The organism is Stenotrophomonas sp. B2 (genome assembly GCF_014947095.1).
Taxonomy (GTDB): domain Bacteria; phylum Pseudomonadota; class Gammaproteobacteria; order Xanthomonadales; family Xanthomonadaceae; genus Stenotrophomonas; species Stenotrophomonas maltophilia_P.
Map to the genome: position 1 here is coordinate 312,182 of NZ_JADCQA010000004.1, position 19,519 is coordinate 331,700.

General features: G+C 68.8%; 19 protein-coding genes. 10 read left to right on the forward strand and 9 right to left on the reverse strand.

All coding sequences use genetic code 11. The features are described 5' to 3' along the window. Positions 1–38 precede the first annotated feature (38 nt). Genes IMX13_RS06585 through IMX13_RS06610 form a run of 6 tightly spaced genes read left to right on the forward strand, consistent with a single transcriptional unit; the run spans position 39 to position 6,755 of the window. Positions 39–728, forward strand: a complete 690-nt coding sequence (locus IMX13_RS06585; RefSeq protein WP_053517981.1) for an RDD family protein — start codon at positions 39–41, stop codon at positions 726–728. Continuing rightward, a complete protein-coding gene (locus tag IMX13_RS06590) occupies positions 725–1,717 on the forward strand; it encodes a stage II sporulation protein M (RefSeq protein ID WP_053517980.1) in 993 nt (330 codons plus the stop codon). Before IMX13_RS06585 ends, IMX13_RS06590 begins: the two co-directional genes overlap by 4 nt. Further along, complete coding sequence (locus tag IMX13_RS06595; protein WP_053517978.1) at positions 1,707–3,296, forward strand: DUF4129 domain-containing protein; 1,590 nt, start codon at positions 1,707–1,709, stop codon at positions 3,294–3,296. Before IMX13_RS06590 ends, IMX13_RS06595 begins: the two co-directional genes overlap by 11 nt. Beyond that, the gene (locus tag IMX13_RS06600) at positions 3,293–4,477 is read left to right on the forward strand and encodes a DUF4350 domain-containing protein (protein ID WP_193396055.1); all 1,185 of its coding nucleotides are present in this window, start codon (positions 3,293–3,295) and stop codon (positions 4,475–4,477) included. Before IMX13_RS06595 ends, IMX13_RS06600 begins: the two co-directional genes overlap by 4 nt. After that, positions 4,474–5,460 carry a MoxR family ATPase gene (locus tag IMX13_RS06605; RefSeq protein WP_065181460.1) on the forward strand — a complete coding sequence of 329 codons (987 nt, stop codon included), beginning with the start codon at positions 4,474–4,476 and terminating at the stop codon, positions 5,458–5,460. The genes IMX13_RS06600 and IMX13_RS06605 overlap by 4 nt, the downstream gene beginning before the upstream one ends. Continuing rightward, the gene (locus IMX13_RS06610; RefSeq protein ID WP_065174310.1) at positions 5,457–6,755 is read left to right on the forward strand and encodes a DUF58 domain-containing protein; all 1,299 of its coding nucleotides are present in this window, start codon (positions 5,457–5,459) and stop codon (positions 6,753–6,755) included. The genes IMX13_RS06605 and IMX13_RS06610 overlap by 4 nt, the downstream gene beginning before the upstream one ends. Before the next feature lie 92 nt (positions 6,756–6,847). Here the strand turns inward: IMX13_RS06610 and IMX13_RS06615 are convergent, their stop codons facing one another. Together IMX13_RS06615 and IMX13_RS06620 are read right to left on the reverse strand one after the other, a co-directional pair. Then, positions 6,848–8,026 carry a glutathionylspermidine synthase family protein gene (locus IMX13_RS06615; RefSeq protein WP_193396056.1) on the reverse strand — a complete coding sequence of 393 codons (1,179 nt, stop codon included), beginning with the start codon at positions 8,024–8,026 and terminating at the stop codon, positions 6,848–6,850. A gap of 7 nt (positions 8,027–8,033) precedes the next feature. Next, positions 8,034–8,606: a DUF1190 domain-containing protein gene (locus IMX13_RS06620; RefSeq protein ID WP_111187209.1), complete on the reverse strand. Its 573-nt coding sequence runs from the start codon at positions 8,604–8,606 to the stop codon at positions 8,034–8,036. A 234-nt stretch (positions 8,607–8,840) separates the two neighbouring features. Between IMX13_RS06620 and ilvD the strand changes: the two genes are divergently transcribed. Both ilvD and IMX13_RS06630 read left to right on the forward strand, forming a co-directional pair. Further along, positions 8,841–10,679, forward strand: coding sequence for a dihydroxy-acid dehydratase (gene ilvD / locus IMX13_RS06625; protein WP_193396057.1), 1,839 nt, complete (start codon positions 8,841–8,843; stop codon positions 10,677–10,679). 216 nt (positions 10,680–10,895) lie between these two features. After that, positions 10,896–11,507, forward strand: a complete 612-nt coding sequence (locus tag IMX13_RS06630; RefSeq protein WP_193396058.1) for a hypothetical protein — start codon at positions 10,896–10,898, stop codon at positions 11,505–11,507. A 56-nt stretch (positions 11,508–11,563) separates the two neighbouring features. On the opposite strand, the gene dinG is transcribed toward IMX13_RS06630, so the two are convergent. The 3 genes from dinG to aroE form a co-directional block, all read right to left on the reverse strand. Then, positions 11,564–13,666: an ATP-dependent DNA helicase DinG gene (dinG, locus tag IMX13_RS06635; RefSeq protein WP_193396059.1), complete on the reverse strand. Its 2,103-nt coding sequence runs from the start codon at positions 13,664–13,666 to the stop codon at positions 11,564–11,566. 216 nt (positions 13,667–13,882) lie between these two features. Beyond that, a complete protein-coding gene (locus IMX13_RS06640) occupies positions 13,883–14,239 on the reverse strand; it encodes a hypothetical protein (protein ID WP_065181457.1) in 357 nt (118 codons plus the stop codon). 3 nt (positions 14,240–14,242) lie between these two features. Continuing rightward, entirely contained in the window at positions 14,243–15,088 is an 846-nt protein-coding gene (gene aroE, locus IMX13_RS06645; protein ID WP_065174307.1) for a shikimate dehydrogenase, read from the reverse strand. Between the two features lie 48 nt (positions 15,089–15,136). Between aroE and IMX13_RS06650 the strand changes: the two genes are divergently transcribed. Beyond that, a complete protein-coding gene (locus IMX13_RS06650; protein ID WP_193396072.1) occupies positions 15,137–16,000 on the forward strand; it encodes a PD40 domain-containing protein in 864 nt (287 codons plus the stop codon). A 22-nt stretch (positions 16,001–16,022) separates the two neighbouring features. Here the strand turns inward: IMX13_RS06650 and IMX13_RS06655 are convergent, their stop codons facing one another. The 4 genes from IMX13_RS06655 to IMX13_RS06670 all read right to left on the reverse strand — a co-directional run bounded on the left by IMX13_RS06655 (position 16,023) and on the right by IMX13_RS06670 (position 18,622). Further along, positions 16,023–16,292, reverse strand: coding sequence for a hypothetical protein (locus IMX13_RS06655; RefSeq protein WP_053517966.1), 270 nt, complete (start codon positions 16,290–16,292; stop codon positions 16,023–16,025). Positions 16,293–16,325: 33 nt separating this feature from the next. Then, complete coding sequence (gene hemB / locus IMX13_RS06660; protein WP_193396060.1) at positions 16,326–17,315, reverse strand: porphobilinogen synthase; 990 nt, start codon at positions 17,313–17,315, stop codon at positions 16,326–16,328. 19 nt (positions 17,316–17,334) lie between these two features. Further along, positions 17,335–18,252, reverse strand: coding sequence for a bestrophin family ion channel (locus IMX13_RS06665; protein WP_053517963.1), 918 nt, complete (start codon positions 18,250–18,252; stop codon positions 17,335–17,337). A 121-nt stretch (positions 18,253–18,373) separates the two neighbouring features. Then, positions 18,374–18,622 (reverse strand): hypothetical protein, encoded by a 249-nt coding sequence (locus tag IMX13_RS06670; protein WP_006475755.1) that lies wholly within the window; start codon positions 18,620–18,622, stop codon positions 18,374–18,376. A 182-nt stretch (positions 18,623–18,804) separates the two neighbouring features. Here IMX13_RS06670 and IMX13_RS06675 point away from each other — a divergent pair, with 182 nt between their 5' ends. Beyond that, the gene (locus IMX13_RS06675) at positions 18,805–19,263 is read left to right on the forward strand and encodes a hypothetical protein (protein ID WP_053517962.1); all 459 of its coding nucleotides are present in this window, start codon (positions 18,805–18,807) and stop codon (positions 19,261–19,263) included. Positions 19,264–19,519: the final 256 nt, after the last annotated feature.

Genomic DNA, 19,519 nt, shown 5'->3' on the forward strand with positions numbered 1-19,519 from the left:
AGAGGACTCCAGCGCCCACAACGAAGGCCGTCGCTCTGATGGCCGCACCGATGCTCGACACCTACCGCGAGGTGGTGACGCCGGAAGGCGTGCCGCTGCAGCTGCCGGCCGCCGGTCCGGTGCCACGTGCGCTGGCCTGGCTGGTCGATCTGGCCATTCGTTTCGCGATTCTTGCCGCGCTGTCGATCCCGCTGGCACTGTTGAAGGAATTCGGCACCGGCCTCTACCTGGCCCTGATGTTCCTGGTGTACTGGGCGTATCCGATCGTCTGCGAGGCGCTGTGGGGCCGCACCCCGGGCAAGCGCGCGCTGGGCCTGCGCGTGCTGGCCCGTGATGGCGCGCCGGTGGGCTGGATGGCGGCGATCACCCGCAACCTGCTGCGGACCGTCGACATGCTGCCGTTCGCCTACGCGCTGGGCCTGCTCAGCAGCCTGTTCGACGCGCACGGCCGCCGCCTGGGCGATCTGGTCGCCGGCACCGTGGTGGTGCACGCGCCGGCGCTGTACCTGCCGCCGCCGGCCACCATCGACAGCGTGCTGGCGCCGCCGCAGCCGCTGCGGCCGGAGGAACAGGCGGCGCTGCTGGCCTTCGCCGAGCGTGCCCCGCGGCTGGCACCGCTCCGCCAGCAAGAACTGGCCGCCATCGCCGAACCATTGACCGGCACCCATGGCCAGGTCGGCGTGCTGCGCCTGTATGCGATGGCCAACTGGTTGCTGGGACGGCGATGAAGCAGGAACAGTTCGTCGCCCGCCATCAGCAGGAATGGCTGGACCTGGAGCAGTGGCTGCTGCTGCGTGCCGGCGCCTCCCGCCGTCGCCGCCGCCAGCCCGCGGCCACCACGCTGGACGACACTGCGTTTCCACAGCGTTACCGGCGGCTGTGCCAGCAGCTGGCACTGGCCCGTGAGCGGGGCTACAGCCCGCAGTTGGTGCAGCGCCTGCAACAGCTGATGCAGCAGGGCCACAGCGTGCTGTACCGGACGCCTCCCACGCGCTGGCGGCGCGCGCTTGAATTCCTGGTGGCCGATTTCCCGCTGCTGGTGCGCAGCCAGGCACGCAGCATGTGGGCCGCCCTGGCGATGTTCGCGCTGCCGGCGGTGGGCTGCTTCGTGCTGGTGCAGCTGTACCCGGACCTGATCCACCAGGTGATGGACAACCGCCAGATCGCCGAAATGGAACGCATGTACGACCCGGCTGCCGAACGCCTGGGCCGCGACAGCGGTACCGACTGGATGATGTTCGGCCACTACATCATGAACAACATCAGCATCGCCCTGCGCACTTTCGCCAGCGGCCTGCTGGCCGGGCTGGGCACGCTGCTGGTGCTGTTGTTCAACGGCGTCATCATCGGCGCGGTGGCCGGCCACCTGCAGCACATCGGCCATGGTGATCCCTTCTGGCGCTTCGTGGTCGGCCACGGTGCATTCGAGCTCACCGCCATCGTCATCGCAGGCGGCGCCGGTCTGCAGCTGGGCATGAAGCTGCTGGCGCCCGGACGCCGCAGCCGCCTGGACGCACTGGTCGAAGGCGGCCGCATCGGTGCCCGGCTGTGCCTGGGCGTGGCCTTCATGTTGCTGGTCGCGGCGTTCGTGGAGGCGTTCTGGTCGTCCATTGCCGAAGTGCCGGCGTGGGGCAAGTTCAGTGTGGCCGGGGTGCTGTGGGCCGGCGTGCTGCTGTGGTTGTGGCGTGGCGGACGCGGAGGCGGCGATGCGCATTGATCGCCTGGACGTCGTGCTGCGCGCACGCAGCGGCTGGGAAGCGATGGAGCTGGGCAGCGCGCTGACCCGCCGGCATGCGCGTGCGGTGTGGGGCAGCTGGCTGCTGGCCAGCGCACCACTGTTCGTGATCGCCAACGCACTGGGCTGGTGGCTGGACGCATTCGGCCTGGCCTGGCTGCTGATGTGGTGGTGCAAGCCCGTGTTCGAACGCGCGCCGCTGTATGTGCTGTCACGCGGTGTGTTCGGCGAGCCGGTCACCGCCCTGGCCGCCCTGCGGGCACAGCGGCAGTGGGGCAACCGTGGTTTCTGGGGCTACCTGGGCTGGCGTCGCTTCAGCGTGCTGCGCAGCCTGTGCCTGCCGGTCAACCTGCTGGAGGGCAACACCGCCGAACAGCGTGGCCCGCGCCGGCGCGCGGTCGCAGCCGGCGCGGCGGGTCCGGCGCTGGTGCTGACCGTAGCCTGCATGGTGTTCGAGGGCGTACTGGTCGCAGGCGCGATCGGCGCGGTGTTCATGTTCATCCCGTTCGAGCTGCTCTCCGATTCCTGGCGCGCGGCCTGGGACATGATCGGCAAGGACACGCCCGCCTGGGCGAAGCTGGGATTCAATCTGGCCTGCTGGCTGGCCTCCGTGCTGATCGGGCCGTTCTACGTCGGCGCCGGGTTCGGCCTGTACTTGAATCGACGTACACAGATGGAAGCCTGGGACGTGGAGATCGCCCTGCGCCGGCTGCGCGAACGCCTGCTGCCGGTTGCCTCGTCGCTGGCGCTGCTGCTGTGCCTGGCACTGCCGCTCACCTCCATGCCGGTGCACGCGCAGGAGGGTGATGCATCGAGCAACCGCAAGAGCGACGCGCGCCGGGCACCGCAGATCAACCCCGGCGATACACCCGCCATGATCTTCGGCGACACCCCGGTGGATACCGCGGGCTTCCGCCAGGCCGTGAGCCGCGCCTACGAGGATCCATTGCAGCGCCCGACCCGCCAGGTCACGCAGTGGAAAGCGATCGAAGAGGCGGAAGAGAAAAAGGACGCACGCAAGGAACTGGAACGCGACGGCAGCAGCCAGAGCCAACGCACGTCGCGCAGCAGCAGCATCGCCTGGCTGGCGCGATTGGCCGAATGGGGCCTGTGGGGCCTGCTCGGTGCCCTCCTTCTGGTGCTGGTGCTGACTGCACGGTTGTGGCTGCCGTGGCTGCGCGGCTCGGGCCGCCGCCGGGCCGCAGCGGCGCCGCACGTGGTCGAGGAACAGGTCGAGCTGCCGGTGGTGCTGCCGCCGGACGTGGCGACCCAGGCTGGTCTGCTGTGGGACCAGGGCCGGCCGCGCCAGGCGCTGGCCCTGTTGTACCGGGCCAGCGTGCGCACGGTCAGCGAGCGTGCCGGCATCGCACTGCCTCCGGGCGCCACCGAATCGCAGTGCCTGCGTGCCTCGCGACGCATGCCCGACAGCGTCGACCGTGAACTGTTCGCGCGCATCGTGCGGATGTGGCAATACGCCGCCTACGGTGGTCACCTGCCCAGCCGCGGCGATTTCGATGCGCTGGCCACGACCCTGCGCCAGCAGTACGGGTGGCAGGCATGAACCCGCGCCTGTTCTGGTCACTGTTGCTGGGGACGCTGCTGCTGCTCGGCGTGCCACTGGCGATCCTGTTCATGCGTACCCATGAGCGGGTCACCGAAACGGTCACGCTGCCACCGCAGGGCGAGGCCCGTTACAACCCGCTGTACGTGCTCGGGCAGGCGCTGCGCGCCGATGGCATCGAGGTGCATGCGCGGCCGCGGCTGGACCTGCAGCAGATGGCGCTGGGGCCGCAGGACACGGTGGTGCTGCTGCAGGACAGCAGCGAGCTGCCGGCGCCGGCCGCCAGGGCGCTGTTGGCGTGGGTCGACGGCGGTGGCCATCTGCTGCTGCGCACGCCGCCGCCGGCCAAGGACGATGCCGGCAGTACGCAGGGGCCGCTGCTGGATGCACTCGGCGTGGACAGCCTTTACCAGCGCAACGACTGCCAGCCCTTCCATGTCCAGGACGATCCCGGCCACGTGGAATTCTGCCAGGGCCGCCGCTTCACGCTAGGCTTCGCCGCTGAGGCGCGGACCGAACGCCGGTGGGGCAGCGGGCACGACCTGGTGTTCGCGCGCCTGCGTCACGGCCAGGGCCGGGTGAGCGTGCTGGCGGACATGGATTTCATGCGCAGCGAAGTGGAGTCGCAGGCCGCGCGGATGGCCGCAGCCAAGGGCCAGACCAGCGACGGCCTGCACGACCGTTCCCACCGCGATCTGACCCGCTACCTGCTCGATCCCAATTACGGCAAGGGCGCCATGTGGCTGGTCTATGCCAGTCGTCCGCCGTCACTGTGGGTGCGCCTGTTCTACCAGGGCTGGCCGCTGTGGGTACCGCTGCTGATGGCACTGCTGGCCTGGCTGTGGGCGCGCTCGCAGCGGTTCGGCAGCCTGTTGCCATCGCCCGTGATCGAGCGCCGCTCGCTGCTGGAACATGTGCGCGCCAGCGGCGAACTGCTGCTGCGCTTCGGCCAGGGCGTGCGCCTGTACCAGGCCGTGCATGCCCTGTTCGTGCATCGCCTGCGCCTGCGCGCGCCACTCGCTGCTGCGCTGGAAGGCGCGCCACGCGAACAGGCCATCGCCGAACTGCTGCAGTGGCCGCGCAGCCGCGTTGCCAGTGCCCTGACTCCCCCTCCGCCGCACGATTCCTCCGCCCTGCGCGAGCGCATCCGCTTGCTGCTCCAGATGAGATCCCTGCTATGACCGAAGTCCCCGAACGTCCGGCGGCCGCCAATGCCCGCCTGATCGAACGCGTCGACGCCATCCGCCAGGCCGTCGGCCACGCCTTCATCGGCCAGGCCGACGTGCTTGACCAGATCCTGGTTGCCCTTCTGGCTGGCGGCCATGTCCTGATCGAAGGCGTGCCCGGACTGGGCAAGACACTGCTGGTGCGCGCACTGGCGCAGGCACTGGAACTGGACTATGGCCGCGTGCAGTTCACGCCGGACCTGATGCCCAGCGATGTCAGCGGCCACGCCGTCTACGATCCGAAGAGCGAGAGCTTCAAGATCCGTCGCGGGCCGGTGTTCACCAACCTGCTGCTGGCCGACGAGATCAACCGGGCACCGGCCAAGACCCAGTCCGCACTGCTGGAAGTGATGCAGGAGGGCCAGGTGACCATCGAAGGCAAGGCGTTCACCCTGGCGCCGCCGTTCATGGCCCTGGCCACGCAGAACCCGCTGGAACAGGAAGGCACCTACCCGCTGCCGGAAGCGCAGCTGGATCGCTTCCTGTTGAAGGTGCTGATCGACTATCCGCAGCTGGAGGACGAGAAACGCATGGTCACGGACATCACCCGTGGCCGCGCCGCCAGCGATTTCGATCTGAGCCGGGTGCCGCGCGTACTGGGCGCCGGAGAACTGCTGCAGCTGCAGCAGGCCACGGCCGCGATCACCGTCGATGACGAAGTGATCGACTACGCCGTGCGCATCGTCGCTGCCACCCGGCAATGGCCCGGCATCGCCGTGGGCGCTGGACCGCGTGGCAGCATCGCGCTGGTGCGTGCTGCGCGCGCGCAGGCCGTGCTGGCAGGTCGTGACTTCGTCACCCCCGATGACGTGCGCGACATCGCGCGTCCGGCGCTGCGCCACCGCATCGCGCTGGCACCGGAACTGCAGATCGAAGGCCAGGACGCCGACGATGTGCTGGGTGCGCTGCTGGCCAAGGTGGAAGCACCGCGCCGATGAGGCCTGCGCCGCTGCTGCTGGTCCTGCTGCTGGCCTGGGCTGCGCTGGGAGGCGTGGTGCTGGCCGGCGCGTTGCCGCGCTGGAGCTGGGCACTGGTCGCCACGGTGATCGGTACGCTGGCGTTGCTGGACCTGTGGCGGCAGGCCCGGCGACCGTCGCCACAGGTGCAGCGCGAGCTGCCCGAAGCGCTGGCCCTGGGCGTGCGCCGCGAGGTGGGCCTGCGCCTGCAGACCACAGAGCCGATGCGGGTGCAGGTATTCGATCTGGTGCCGGGTGGCTGGCCGCTGGAGTCGCTACCCCAGCGCGTGCAGCTGCGTCCCGGGCATGCCTGCGCGCTGCACTACACCCTGCAGCCGCAGCAGCGCGGACGCTTCCGCTTCGAGGGCGTGCAGCTGCGCATCCGCTCGCCATGGCGCCTGTGGTGGCAGCAGCGCACCCTGCCCCCTCTGCTGGACGTCCGCGTCTATCCGAACTTCGTGCCGCTGACCCGCTTCGCGCTGTTCAGCGCCGATCAGGCCTCACGCCTGGTGGGCGCCCACGTGAAGCGCCGGCGTGGTGAAGGCACTGACTTCCACCAGATGCGCGAGTACCGCGTCGGCGACAGCCTGCGCCAGCTCGACTGGAAGGCCACCGCCCGCGCACGCAAGCTGATCTCCCGCGAGTACCAGGACGAGAAGAACCAGCAGTTGCTGCTGATGCTCGACAGTGGCCGCCGCATGCTGGCCAGCGAAGGCGGACTCTCGCACTTCGACCATGCCTTGAACGCCTCGCTGGTGGTCGCCTATCTGGCGTTGCGGCAGGGCGATGCGGCTGGCCTGTTCGCCGTCGGCGGCGAGCGTCGGTGGGTGCAGCCACAGCGCGGCATGGGCACCGTCGAGCATCTGCTGCGGGCCAGCTACGACCTGCAGCCGCAGCCGGTAGCCACCGATTACCTGGCCGCCGCCACCGAAGTATCCCTGCGCCAGCGACGCCGTGCGCTGGTGATGCTGGTCAGCAACGTGCGCGACGAAGACATCGAGGACCTCCTGGCCGCGGTGCGCCTGCTGCAGCGCCGCCACCTGGTGTGCGTGGCCAGCCTACGCGAGCACGAGCTGGACGGCGCGCTCGAAGGCGAGGTGCATACGCTGGAGGACGCCGCGCAGGCCGGCGCCGCGGCGCTGTACCTGCAGCAGCGCGCGAAGGCGCACGAGGCACTGCGCAGCGAGAAGGTGATGGTTCTGGACGTGACCGCCGATGCCCTGCCGGCCGCGCTGGTGGAACGCTACCTGGCCGTGAAGCGCGAAGGCCTGCTCTGACCGGTAGCGCCGGGCCATGCCCGGCGGATCACCGCACACGCCGGGCATGGCCCGGCGCTACCGTCCACTACGTGTGCGGGTGCGCACCGTGCTCAGACGTAGATCCGCGTCGGCGCCTCGTCAACGATCGCGTGCGGTACGAAGCGCGCGCTGTCGCGGGTGATCGCGCTGTCGTCCTCGCGGATGCCGATGCCGCAGGCGTGGTCACCGACCACCCAGCTGCCGATCAGCGGATAACCGCCTTCGAAGCGGGTCAGCGGATGCGCGCGCTGGATGATCGCCGGTCCATCGTAGGGGCCGTCGCTGCGCTGGGTGCTGCCATCGGCCAAGTGCATTTCGATGTTGGCGCCTTCGCGCGAGAACAGCGGCTTGCGCACCCATCCGGTGGCCAGCGCGCTGCCGTCGTCGAAGTGCGCCTCCAGCAGGTTCGGGTGGCCGACATTGCGCTGCCACAGCAATGGCAGGATGCCCTTGTTGCTCAGCACCGCCTTCCATGCCGGTTCCAGCAGCTGCACGCCCGAGCCGGGCAGCGCGCGGCCAAACTCCTCGGCCATCAGGTCTTCCAGCGGATACAGCTTGAACAGCGTGCCGATCACCGAATCGTCCAGCGCGGTGAAGCGGCCATCCGCGGACAGGCCGATGTCTTCGATGGCGATGCCCTGCCCGTGCAGGCCTGCCTGCGAAGCACAGTCGCGCAGGTATTCCACCGTGCCGCGGTCCTCTTCCGAACTGCCCACGGCGCTGAAGTACAGCGGTGGCGGCAGGCGGCCGGCGAGCTCGCCGAAACGTTCGACCAGTGCCTCATGGATGGCGTTGAACTGGTCGGCATGCTGCGGCAGGCGGCCGGCGTTGCGCTGGTCCTCCAGCCACTGCCACTGGAAGAAACTGGCCTCGAACAGCGAGGTCGGCGTGTCGTAGTTCAGCTCGTAAAGCTTGGCCGGACCGGTACCGTCATAGGCCAGATCGAGCCGGCCGTACAGATGCGGCTGGCGCTGGCGCCAGCTGTCGGCGATCCAGTCGCGGTAATGCGCGGGAATCGCCAGCTGATCCATCAGCCGCTCGCTGGCCACCACGTCGCCGACAAGGTCGAGCGCCATCTGGTGCAGCTCGGCGCTGGGATCTTCGATGTCCTGTTCGATCTGGCGCAGGGTGAAGGCGTAATACGCGCTTTCATCCCAGTACGGCTGGCCGTCGATGGTGTGGAAGCGGAAACCGGCTTCCTCCGCGCGCGCCCGCCAGTGGGCGCGCGCGGCGATACGGATACGCTGCATGGGTCGATCAGCCGCCGTAGCTGCCGCTGGTGCTGCGACGCGCGCTGGTGTTGCCGAAGCCACCCCGGCTGGCGGTGACGGCACGGTTCGGCTCGGTGGTGACCGGTGCCAGGCCAGCCTTGCCGGCGCCGATGCCGCTGGCGGTGTTCAGGCCCCCCGTACCGCCCGGGGCCGAACGCGCCCAACCCGCATTCTTGTCCTGGTAGGCCGGTGCCGACGCCGGCGCCTGCGGGGCCAGGCCACCGCGGTTGCTCAGCATCTGGGACATGAAGAAGCCCATCATCATCGGGCCGATGAACGAGGTACCTGCCGACGTGTGCTGCTGCACGCACTGCTCGGGCTTGTAGTCCTGCTCGCAGGCTTCCTTGGTGGCGTACTTCGGCGCAGCGTCGGCGGCCTGCTTCTGCGCCTCGGCGAACGCGTTGCGGCACGACGACGGATCACCGGTGGCCTCGGTGCAGGCCTCGACCGAAGTGAACAGGCCTTCCTGCACCTTCACCTCCGGCTCCTTCTGGCAGGCGGTGAACAGCAGCGGTGCGGCGCTCATCAGCAGCAGCGCGGTGGTGCGGGAACGTTTCATGGCCTCATGCCTCAAGCAGCGGATCAATACCCCAATGATGCCCGATCCGGGCCAACAACCGGAATCGGCAAAGTCCGAAAGATGAACGGCGTTTCATTTTCGTCAGGCCCGATCCGCCATCGCCGCATCGCCCGGCGGCGCCGCGCAGACGAGCGGTGGTTGCAGCAGCAACCGAAAAAATTGGCGATGATCGTCCGACACCCCATGTCGTACGGCCCGCCCGTTCCGCCAGCCATGCCCGAATACCGCTCCCGCACCTCCACCGCCGGCCGCAACATGGCCGGCGCCCGCGCCCTGTGGCGTGCCACCGGCATGAAGGACGGCGATTTCCACAAGCCGATCATCGCCATCGCCAACTCGTTCACCCAGTTCGTACCGGGCCACGTGCACCTGAAGGACCTCGGCCAGCTGGTCGCGCGCGAGATCGAGAAGGTCGGCGGCGTCGCCAAGGAGTTCAACACGATCGCCGTGGACGACGGTATCGCGATGGGCCACGACGGCATGCTGTATTCACTGCCCAGCCGCGAGATCATCGCCGACTCGGTCGAGTACATGGTCAACGCGCACTGCGCCGATGCGCTGGTGTGCATTTCCAACTGCGACAAGATCACCCCTGGCATGCTGATGGCCGCACTGCGCCTGAACATCCCGGTGGTGTTCGTGTCCGGCGGGCCGATGGAAGCGGGCAAGACCCGGCTGTCCGAGCACAAGCTGGATCTGGTCGATGCGATGGTCATCGCCGCCGACGAGAGCGCCAGCGATGAAAAGGTAGCCGAGTTCGAGCGTAGCGCCTGCCCCACCTGCGGCTCCTGTTCGGGCATGTTCACCGCCAACTCGATGAACTGCCTGACCGAAGCGCTGGGCCTGTCGCTGCCCGGCAACGGCTCGACCCTGGCCACCCATGCCGACCGCGAACAGCTGTTCCTGCGCGCGGGCCGCCTGATCGTCGAACTGTGCCACCGCTGGTACGGCGGCGAGGAAGAAAGCGCGCTGCCGCGGGGCATCGCCACGCAGGCCGCGTTCGCCAATGCGATGACCCTGGACATCGCCATGGGCGGATCGACCAATACCATCCTGCACCTGCTGGCCGCCGCGCAGGAAGCCGAAGTGGACTTCGACCTGACCCACATCGATGCGCTGTCACGGCGCGTGCCGCAGCTGTGCAAGGTGGCGCCGAACACGCCCAAGTACCACATGGAAGACGTGCACCGCGCGGGTGGCGTGTACGGCATCCTGGGCGAACTGGCGCGCGGCGGCCTGTTGGATACCACCGTGCCGACCGTGCACAGCCGCACCCTGGCCGATGCTCTCGAGCGCTGGGATGTGGCGGTCAGCAGCGAATCAAGCGTGCACGACTTCTTCCGTGCCGGCCCGGCCGGCATCCCCACCCAGGTGGCTTTCAGCCAGGCCACGCGCTGGCCCACGCTGGACGTGGACCGCGCCGAAGGCTGCATCCGCAGCGTCGCGCATGCCTACTCGGCAGAAGGCGGACTGGCCGTGCTGCGCGGCAATCTGGCCGAAGACGGTTGCGTGGTGAAGACCGCAGGCGTGGATGAATCCATCCACGTGTTCGAAGGCAGCGCGCGCGTGTTCGAGAGCCAGGACGCGGCCGTGGCCGGCATCCTCGCCGACGAAGTGAAGGCGGGCGACGTGGTGGTCATCCGCTACGAAGGCCCGAAAGGCGGCCCCGGCATGCAGGAAATGCTCTACCCCACCAGCTACCTGAAATCGAAGGGACTGGGCAAGCAGTGTGCACTGCTGACCGACGGGCGCTTCTCGGGCGGTACGTCCGGGTTGTCGATCGGGCATGCCTCGCCGGAAGCGGCGGCGGGCGGTGCGATCGGGCTGGTACGCGACGGCGACCGTATCCGCATTGATATTCCGGCGCGGCGGATTGATCTGCTGGTGGATGCGGCGATGTTGGATGCGCGCCGTGCCGAGCAGGATGCGTTGGGATGGAAGCCGCGTGAGGCGCGCCCGCGCAAGGTCACCAGCGCGTTGAAGGCCTACGCCCTGCTGGCCACCAGCGCCGACAAGGGCGCCGTACGCAACACCGCGCTGCTGGGCGATTGAATTGCCGTGGGGTCGGATCCCTTTCGCAGAAAGGGCTCCGATCCCGGCACAGCATTCCAGTCACTGTGGATCGCAATGATGGTCCAGCCGTGCATGTGACTCGCCGCGCGTGCAATCGCGCAGTATCAGTCCAATCTTCGAGGCTGCCGGCCAGCGGCCGGTACTACCCGTACGATCTGCTACGGTGTCCGGGTACTCACCGACACGGAGGTTGTGATGACGTTGCTTTCGCTTGCCCTGGCCGCTGCGTTGGGCGCCCCACCCGAACCGTCGAAGGCGCCGGACTGCAGCTACGACCGCGATGCGATGCTGACGATGGAACCGGATGCGTTCGACCAGGATCTGGAAGGTGGGTGGCGCCCGTTGGCTGACCGCGGCTGCCACCGCGAGGCCGCTGAGCTGCTCGCCGCCTACGCTGCACTGCCCAAGGCTGCAGGCAACACCACGATTCTCTGGCATGAGGGCCAGATGCGCGCCGAGGCGGGCCAGTACAAGCAGGCAGTTGCGCTGATGCAGCGAACCTACAAGCCCAAGGACACCGACCCCGGTTACTGGAACGCCTACGTGGACGGCACGATCGCCTTCCTGCAGCGCGATCGCGCTGCGCTGGAGAAGGCCCGTGCGACGCTGGTTGAAATTCCCACGCCGGAGGTGCTCGCGGAGGCCGTCAAGAACGGGCGATACCACTTCACCACGCCGGCAGAGCAGGAGGTGGATGTGCCGTGGCCGCCGAACCTGGAGGTCCTCGACGGGTTGTTGCGCTGTTTTGAACGCGACTACCACAGTGCGATGGGCGACCAGGCCTGCAGGAAACCGGAAGGGGGCTGAGGGGGACGTGCTTGCGGGGGTGAGAGCCCTTCCTGCGGAAGGGATCCGCCCCCGTCTCAGCCGATCACGCGCTTGAACGGCGGCAGTGCGTCGATGATGCGCTTGCCGTAACGGCGGGTCAGCAGCCGCGAATCGAGGATGACCACGCGCCCGGTATCGGTGGAGGTGCGGATCAGGCGGCCGGCGAACTGGGTCAGCGTGCGCAGCGCGTGTGGAATGGCGATCAGGTTGAACGCGTTGAGTCCACGCGCCTCGAACCACTCGCTCAGGGTAGCGGTCTGCGGATCGGTCGGCACCGCGAACGGTACCTGGGTGATCACCACCGTGGTGCAGGCTTCACCGGGCAGGTCGAGGCCCTCGCCGAACGAGTTCAGCCCGAACAGCACCGAGCCCTCGCCCGCCGCCACGCGCCGCAGGTGTTCGTCGATCAGCCGGGTCTTGGACATCTCGCCCTGTACCAGCACCTGCTTGCGGCGCGCGGCAGGCATCAGTCCGGCGACTTTCTCCATCTTCCAGCGCGAGGTGAACAGCACCATCGAGCCCTTGGCCCAGTCCAGCTCCGTGTCGAGGTAGCGCGCCACCTCGCGGGGATGGCCTTCGCGGTCGTCGGGCGTGACCGGGAACTTCGGCACGATCAGCTCGGCCTGGTTCGGCAGGTCGAACGGCGAGGACAGCGAAACCATCTCGGCTTCCTCGGGAATGCCATTGTCGATCGCAAGCGACTGGAAATCGCCACCGCCGGTCAGCGTCGCCGAGGTCATCACCACCGAATCCACCTCGTCCCACAGCAGCTTGCGCAGCACATGCGCTGCCGAGACCGGTGAGCCATGCAGGACCAGATCGCCGTCGCGGGTGGCGGTGACCCAGCGCGCCATCGGCGGCGCACCGTCCTTGTCCTCGCGGCGCCAGGCCTGCCAGAGGTTGTACTGCTGCTCGATCATCTCCAGCGCCATGCCGAGGTTGCGCTGCAGGCGCTCACGCGCCGGGTCGTCCGGCTTGCCCTTGGCCACCTGCGCGGTGGCGGCATGCGCCCAGTTGTAGAGGCTGCGGGTATCGTCGGCCAGTGCTTCGATCGGTTCGCGCCACGCTTCCGGCAGGCGACCGTTGGCCGCGCGCCACATCGGTTCCTCGTCGGCCGGCGCTGGCATCCACACCGCTTCGACATGGTCGCGGAATGCACGCAGCTGCTTGGACACGTTGCTGGCGACGTCGATGGCTTCGTTCGGCAGCAGGTTGCCGAGGCGGTCCTTGTCGACCGCGCGATACGCGCCGGCAATCAGGATCTGCAGGCGGCCGGTGCGTTTGGCCATCTCGTCCAGCGCCAGGCTGGCCGCGCCCTGGTCGATGGCGACGTTACCGATGTGATGGCCCTCGTCCAGCACCAGCAGCATGTCCGAGGGGGCGGCGATCAACGGCTGGCCATTGTCACTGTCGCCGATCGACAGCGCCGACAGCAGCAGCGCGTGATTGGTCACCACGATCTGCGCATCACGCACGGTGTTGCGCGAGCGCAGCACCGCGCACTGCGCCGAATACGCACAGCGACGCCCGGCGCAGCCCGAGGCCGGCGTGGTGATGCGGCTGCGCAGGCCGGGGCTGATGGTCTCCGGTGCGTTGTCAATGTCGCCATCCCAACTGCCACCGGTGAAGGCGTCGGTCAGGCGCTTGGCGATATCCATCTCGATCGGCGCCAGCGGCCGGTCGAACAGGGGCGCGTCATCCTCGAACATGCCGCCCTGCGAGCCCTCGCCCTGGGCCTCGGCGGCATTGCGCGTGCACAGGTAGCGGGTGCGGCCCTTGGCCAGGGCCACGGTCGCTTCCAGTCCGGTGGCCTTGAGGAAGTTCGGGATGTCGCGCTCGACCAGCTGCGACTGCAGCGCCACGGTACCGGTACTGATCACCAGCTTCTTCTTGCTGGCCAGCGCGATCGGCACGCCGGCAGTCAGGTAGCCCAGGCTCTTGCCGACGCCGGTGGGCGCCTCGACCACGCCCACGCCACCGCTTTTCGACAACGCGCGCGACACCACGCCGATCATCTGGCTCTGCGAGCGGCGCGTGGAGAAGCCGGGAGTGTTGGCCTGCAGCGTCGTATAAGCCTTGCGGATCGCGTCCTTCAAGGGCTCATCGAGCGTGCGCGGAGCGGCGACGGTTTCGGTCACGCCGGGAACTACCGTGGCTGGATCAGGCCGGTCATTGTCGCATGGCCGGCGGCCGGGACCGAGGCGCGTGCGCTGAACAGGGTCAGCGGCGTCGGGCCTTGGCGGTCATGGGCTGGATGGCCGTACAGCGCCGGGGCAGATGCGGCGCTTCCGCCGGGCATGGCCCGGCGCTACCCGCCCATCGACGGTCGCGCCCGGGCCATGCCCGGCACGACCTTACCGGCCTACCACAGGCGGCCGCTGGCGCAGCAAGCGCACCAGCGCCCAGACCAGCAGCACCATGCCGATCGCTTCCACCATCGCCAGAGCGAAATGCAGCACGCCCAGGATGGCGCTCATGCTCGAAACCGCGCTGAAGTCGCCGCTGCTGACCATCCACATCGGCAGGATGCCCGCTGCCATGCTGCCGAGGCTGGCCAGCAGCAACAGCAGCAGCCCGGCCAGCGCGCCGCTGCGGGTGGCATCGCGCGGCGCGCCCACCACCCACACCAGGCCCACGCACAGCGCGATCAGCACCGGCAGGCGCACGCCCACCATGCTCAGCACCGTCACCAGCAGGGTCATGTTGTCCATCGTTCAGTCCTCGCCGGCCAGCGCCAGGGCGCCCTGCCGCAGCTGCTGGTAGACCTCGTCGGTCTGCGGGCGCACACCATGCCACTGCAGGAAGCTCTCGGCGGCCTGCTCGACCAGCATGCCCAGGCCATCGACGGTATTGCGGCACTGCGCCGCACGCGCCCAGGCCAGGAACGCGATGGCCGCCTCGCCGTAGTTGAGGTCGACTGCGGTGGTCATCGAATTGACCAGCGACAGCGGCAGCTTGAACTCCACGTCGCGGTCACGGCCGGCCGAGGTGGCGTTGACGATCAGCTCGAAGTCACCCAGCTCGCGCAGGTCTTCCCAGTAGCGGCTGATGGCGCGGCCCGGCTCACCCATCGCATCGATCAGTTCATCGGCGCGTTCCGGCGTACGGTTGACCACCACCAGCTCGGTGATGCCGGCATCGAGCAGCGCCGGGGCGACGCTGCGGGCCGAGCCGCCGGCACCGATCATCAGCACCCGGCGGCCGCGCAGGTCCAGGCCATGGCGGTCGGTCAGGTCGCGCACCAGGCCGATGCCGTCGGTGGTGTCACCATGCCAGCGCTCGCCCTTGCGCAGCAGCGTGTTGACCGAACCGGCGCGGCGCGCACGGGCCGTCAGCGTGGTGCAGACCGCAAACGCGGCTTCCTTGTGCGGCAGGGTGACGTTGGCACCGACACCACCTTCGGCGGCGAATGCTTCCAGGCCGGCGAGGAAGGCGTCGGGGGCAAGGTCGATCGTGCGGTAATCGATGGCGATGCCTTCCTGGCGACCGAACGTCGCGTGGATCTGCGGCGACTTCGAGTGGGCAACGGGGTGTCCGAAGACGGCGTAACGGTCGGTCATGGATTCCTCAAGCTGGCTAGACTGATGCTCTTTCGTGCACGGACCCGGATGATGCGCATCACCCCGACCCTGCTGGTGCTTGCCGCCAGTCTACTCTCTGCCCCCGTGGCGATGGCGTTGAACGAGTACGGCATCGAAGGCATGGGCGTGGTCTCGACCCGTGCCGACGAGGCTCGCGGCACGATCAGTGCCGACGGCCAGCGCATCGTTTTCGCCCGCCGCGGCGAGGGCGGCTGGGGCCTGTGGCAGGCCCGCCTGATCGATGGCCGCTGGCAGCAGGCACAGGCGCTGGCGGTCGATGTCAGCGGTGAGGCCCGGGATCCCTACTTCAGCCGCGATGGCCGCTGGCTGCTGTTCGCGGCGGGCACCGAAGGCCAGCTGGCGCTGTACCGTGCCGCCGTGACCGGCGATGGCCAGCTTGGCAACGCACAGGCCCTGCGCGGCGAGCGTGGGCGGTACGAAGAGCGCGGTCCAGCGCTGAGCATGGATGGCCGGCGGCTGCTGTTCGCGCGCCAGCAGGGCCGTGGCGCCGGTTGGGATCTGTTCGTGGCCACCCTCGATGCCGAGGGCGCGCGGGGCCCGGCCACCGCGTTGGCGGCATTGAACAGCGCCGATGACGAGACCGACGCTGACTGGCTGGGCAATGACGGCGCCGTGGTGTTCAGTCGTGGCAGCGGCACGAGCGCGCAGGTGTGGAGCAGCGGGTGCGCCTGGAGTGGCGTGGCGCTGCAGCCGCTGGGGCTGTCCTTCAACCAGGCAGGCGGCTGGACCGGCGCGCCGGTGATCGACAACGCCAAGCCGGGAGAAATGCTGGTCGCCAGCAGTGCGGCGAAAGCGCCGCGTGCCGGGGGCGTGGATCTCTACCGGTTGGCGGTACCGAAAGTGGCTGCCGTGGCCGGCTGCATGCGGTAGATGCCGGCCCTGGGCACCGCAATCAGCGCGACAGCACCTTGGCGCGCTGCTGTTCGTAGTCCGCCTCGCTCAGCTGGCCCCTGTCCTTGCGCTGGTTGAGCGCGGCCAGCTCGGCCTGCACGCTGTCCGGCAGGGACTGTTCACGGGCGATCCGACGGGCGGCGGAGAGCTGCTCGGGAGGGCGTTTGCTCGCCCGCCAGGCTGCGATGAACACGCCGACGATGACGGCACCGAACACCAGCGTGCCGACGCCCCAGATCAGCCATTGCATCCATCCCAGTTCGGGTCCCATCAGCCGTTCCTCCCTCCATCGATGGCGCTATTGTCAGCGCTCGCGCAGCCAGCGCGCCACCTGTGGCGCGAAATAGGTCAGCACGCCATCGGCGCCGGCGCGCTTGAAACCAAGCAGCGACTCCATCACGCAGGCGCGCTCGTCCAGCCAGCCATTGGCGAACGCCGCTTTCATCATCGCGTACTCGCCACTGACCTGGTAGGCGAAGGTGGGCACGCCGAACTGTTCCTTCACGCGACGCACCAGATCCAGATACGGCATGCCCGGCTTGACCATCACCATGTCGGCGCCCTCTTCCAGATCCAGCGCGATCTCGCGCATCGCCTCGTCGCCGTTGGCCGGGTCCATCTGGTAGGTCTTCTTGTCCGCCTTGCCAAGGCTGGCCGCGCTGCCCACCGCGTCGCGGAACGGGCCGTAGAAGGCCGAGGCGTACTTGGCCGAGTAGGCCATGATGCGCACATTGAGGTGATGGTCGGCATCGAGCGCACGGCGGATCGCGCCGATGCGGCCATCCATCATGTCCGACGGCGAGACGATGTCCGCGCCGGCTTCGGCATGCGACAACGACTGCTTGACCAGCGCTTCGACCGTGATGTCGTTGAGCACGTAGCCCTTGTCATCGATGATGCCGTCCTGGCCGTGGGTGGTATAGGGGTCCAGCGCCACATCGGTCATCACGCCCAGCTCCGGGAAGCGCGACTTCAGGGCGCGGATCGCACGCTGCGCCAGTCCGTCCTCCGCCCATGCCGCCGAGGCATCCAGCGACTTCTGCGAGGCGTCGATCACCGGGAACAGATCGATCACCGGGATGCCCAGCTCCAGCGCCTCTTCGGCCACTTTCAGCAGTTCCTCGATGGACAACCGCTCCACACCGGGCATCGACGGCACAGCGGTGCGGCCGGCCAGTTCGTGCACGAACACCGGATAGATCAGATCGTCGGTGGTCAGCGTGTTCTCGCGCATGAGGCGGCGTGAGAACTCGTCATGGCGCATGCGCCGCGGGCGGTAGTGGGGATGAGGCATGGCAGGCTCCGAGGAGTGGCTAGTGCAACAGGTAGCCCTGCGGCAGCAGGGGTTCGGGCAGGGGGCGTTCACCGAGCGCGTCGAGCTGGTCGATCTCGATCGTGCGCACCAGCGCGTCCAGCGGCAGATCGTTCGGCTCCAGGCCGAACGGATCTTCCATTTCTTCGCCAAGCTGGTCCAGGCCGAAGAAGGCGTAGGCCAGCACCGCCGACAGCACCGGCGTGCCCCAGCCCAGCGAACTGGCCAGGCCGAACGGCAGCAGCACACAGAACATCCACGCGCAGCGGTGCAGCAGCAGGGTGTAGGCGAACGGCAGCGGCGTCGTCAGGATCCGCTCGCAGCCTGCCTGGATCGAGGACATCGCATGCAGGCGGTCTTCCAGCTGGGCGTACAGGATCGGATCGAGATCGCCGCTGCGCAGCGCCTGTGCCAGTTCGGCGGCGATCATCGCCAGCAATGCATCGGGTACGTTCTCGCGCTCGGCCAGCTGCGCACGCTGGCGCTTGTCCAGCCACGGCAGGGCCGCCAGCGCCACGATGCGGCCGCGCAGGCGGGCGGCCAGCGCATGGGCGAAGGCGGTGGCCAGATAGGCGATGCGACGGCGGCGGCCTGCGTCATCCACCAGCAGCAGGTTCACCTGCCGGGCCAGTGAGCGCGATTCGAACACCAGCTGCCCCCACAGCTTGCGGCCTTCCCACCAGCGCTCGTAGCAGGCGCTGTTGCGGAAGCTCAGGAAGATCGACAGGACCAGGCCCAGCAGGGTGAACGGCGTGACCGAGACGCGCTCGATGCCGATCGGCGGCGCCAGTTCCACCACCGCGGCGACGGCGATGGACAGGATCAGGATGGCCAGCACCTTCGGTGCGATCGCCGGAACGATCGATCCGCGCAGGATGTACAGCAGTTGCCAGCCGTGGGGACGAGGTCGGATGATCATGGGGCAGCCGCGCCGGGCGCGGATTCACAGGCACGCGCAGGCTCGCGCAGCCGTTCATTGTACGCCCCTGCCCGGCAGCGGGCCGAAGCCCTGCGACGCCCGGTCGCACCCGGCCACAGGTTCAGATCACGCCACCGCCCAGGCCCAGGCGCAGGATGCCCACCACCACCACGATGCCGTTCAGGACCAGGCCGGCCCAGGCCCGGCCGCGCTTGCTCGGGTGGGTGAACAGGATGCCCAGCGCAGCGATCACCGCGCCGACCGCAGCGAACGGAATGAGGAACCAGTTGCCCCAGCCCAGCAGCGGTATCAGCGCCAGGATCATCCACAGCAGCGCCAATACACCCCACAACAGACTGATCACACCCATCGCCGCTCTCCCGCAGTTGGTTCCCGGCCCCAACCATAGACGTTCCGGCCGCCGTCGCCTACTCCCGTTGGCGGGCCGCTCACCTCGGCCGTGCTAGCGTCTGGATGCCCAGCGCACAGGGCGTTGGCGCCGATTCAGAGTGGCCCACCGATGATCCCATCCAGTCCTGCAGGGGTATTGCCATGAACATCCGTTGGGCCGCACTGGCGGCCATGCTGCTGGCCGCCGCCGGTTGTGCCAGCACCTCCAAGGTCATGCTGGGCCGCGCGCGGGCGCCGATCGACCCGGCGCAGGTGCAGATCTATTCAACGCCGCCGGCCGGCTCGCAGGAGATCGCCCAGCTGGAATCCGCCTCTGCGGTGGGCTTCGGCACCCAGGGCCAGACCGACGCCGCCGTGGCGCGGCTGAAGCGCGAAGCCGCAGCGCTGGGCGCCAACGGCGTAGTGCTGATGGGCGTGGGCAGCAGCGGCTCGCCGGTGGGCATGTCCGTGGGCGCCGGCAGCTATGGTTCGCATGTGGGCGGCGGTCTCGGCATTGGCATTCCGACCACGCAGAAGCGCGCCGCAGGCGTGGCGATCTGGGTGCCGAACCCGGCGCCGCCGGCACGGTTGCCGACCCAGGTGATCACGCCACAGCGGTGACGCAGCAGCGTCACCGCGGATAGCGCCGGGCCGTGCCCGGCGGCATTTCGCTCTTCCCCGCTGCGCTCGCCGGGCATGGCCCGGCGCTACCGTTACTTCTTCCGGTACTTCGGCACGAACACCGGGCCTCGGCGTGGCATTCCGACCATGCGGTAGCGCCGGGCCGTGCCCGGCGGCATTTCGCTTTCCCGCTGCGCTCGCCGGGCATGGCCCGCGAGATCCGGAGCGTCTCGGGGTGCTACAGAGAGAGAGCCGG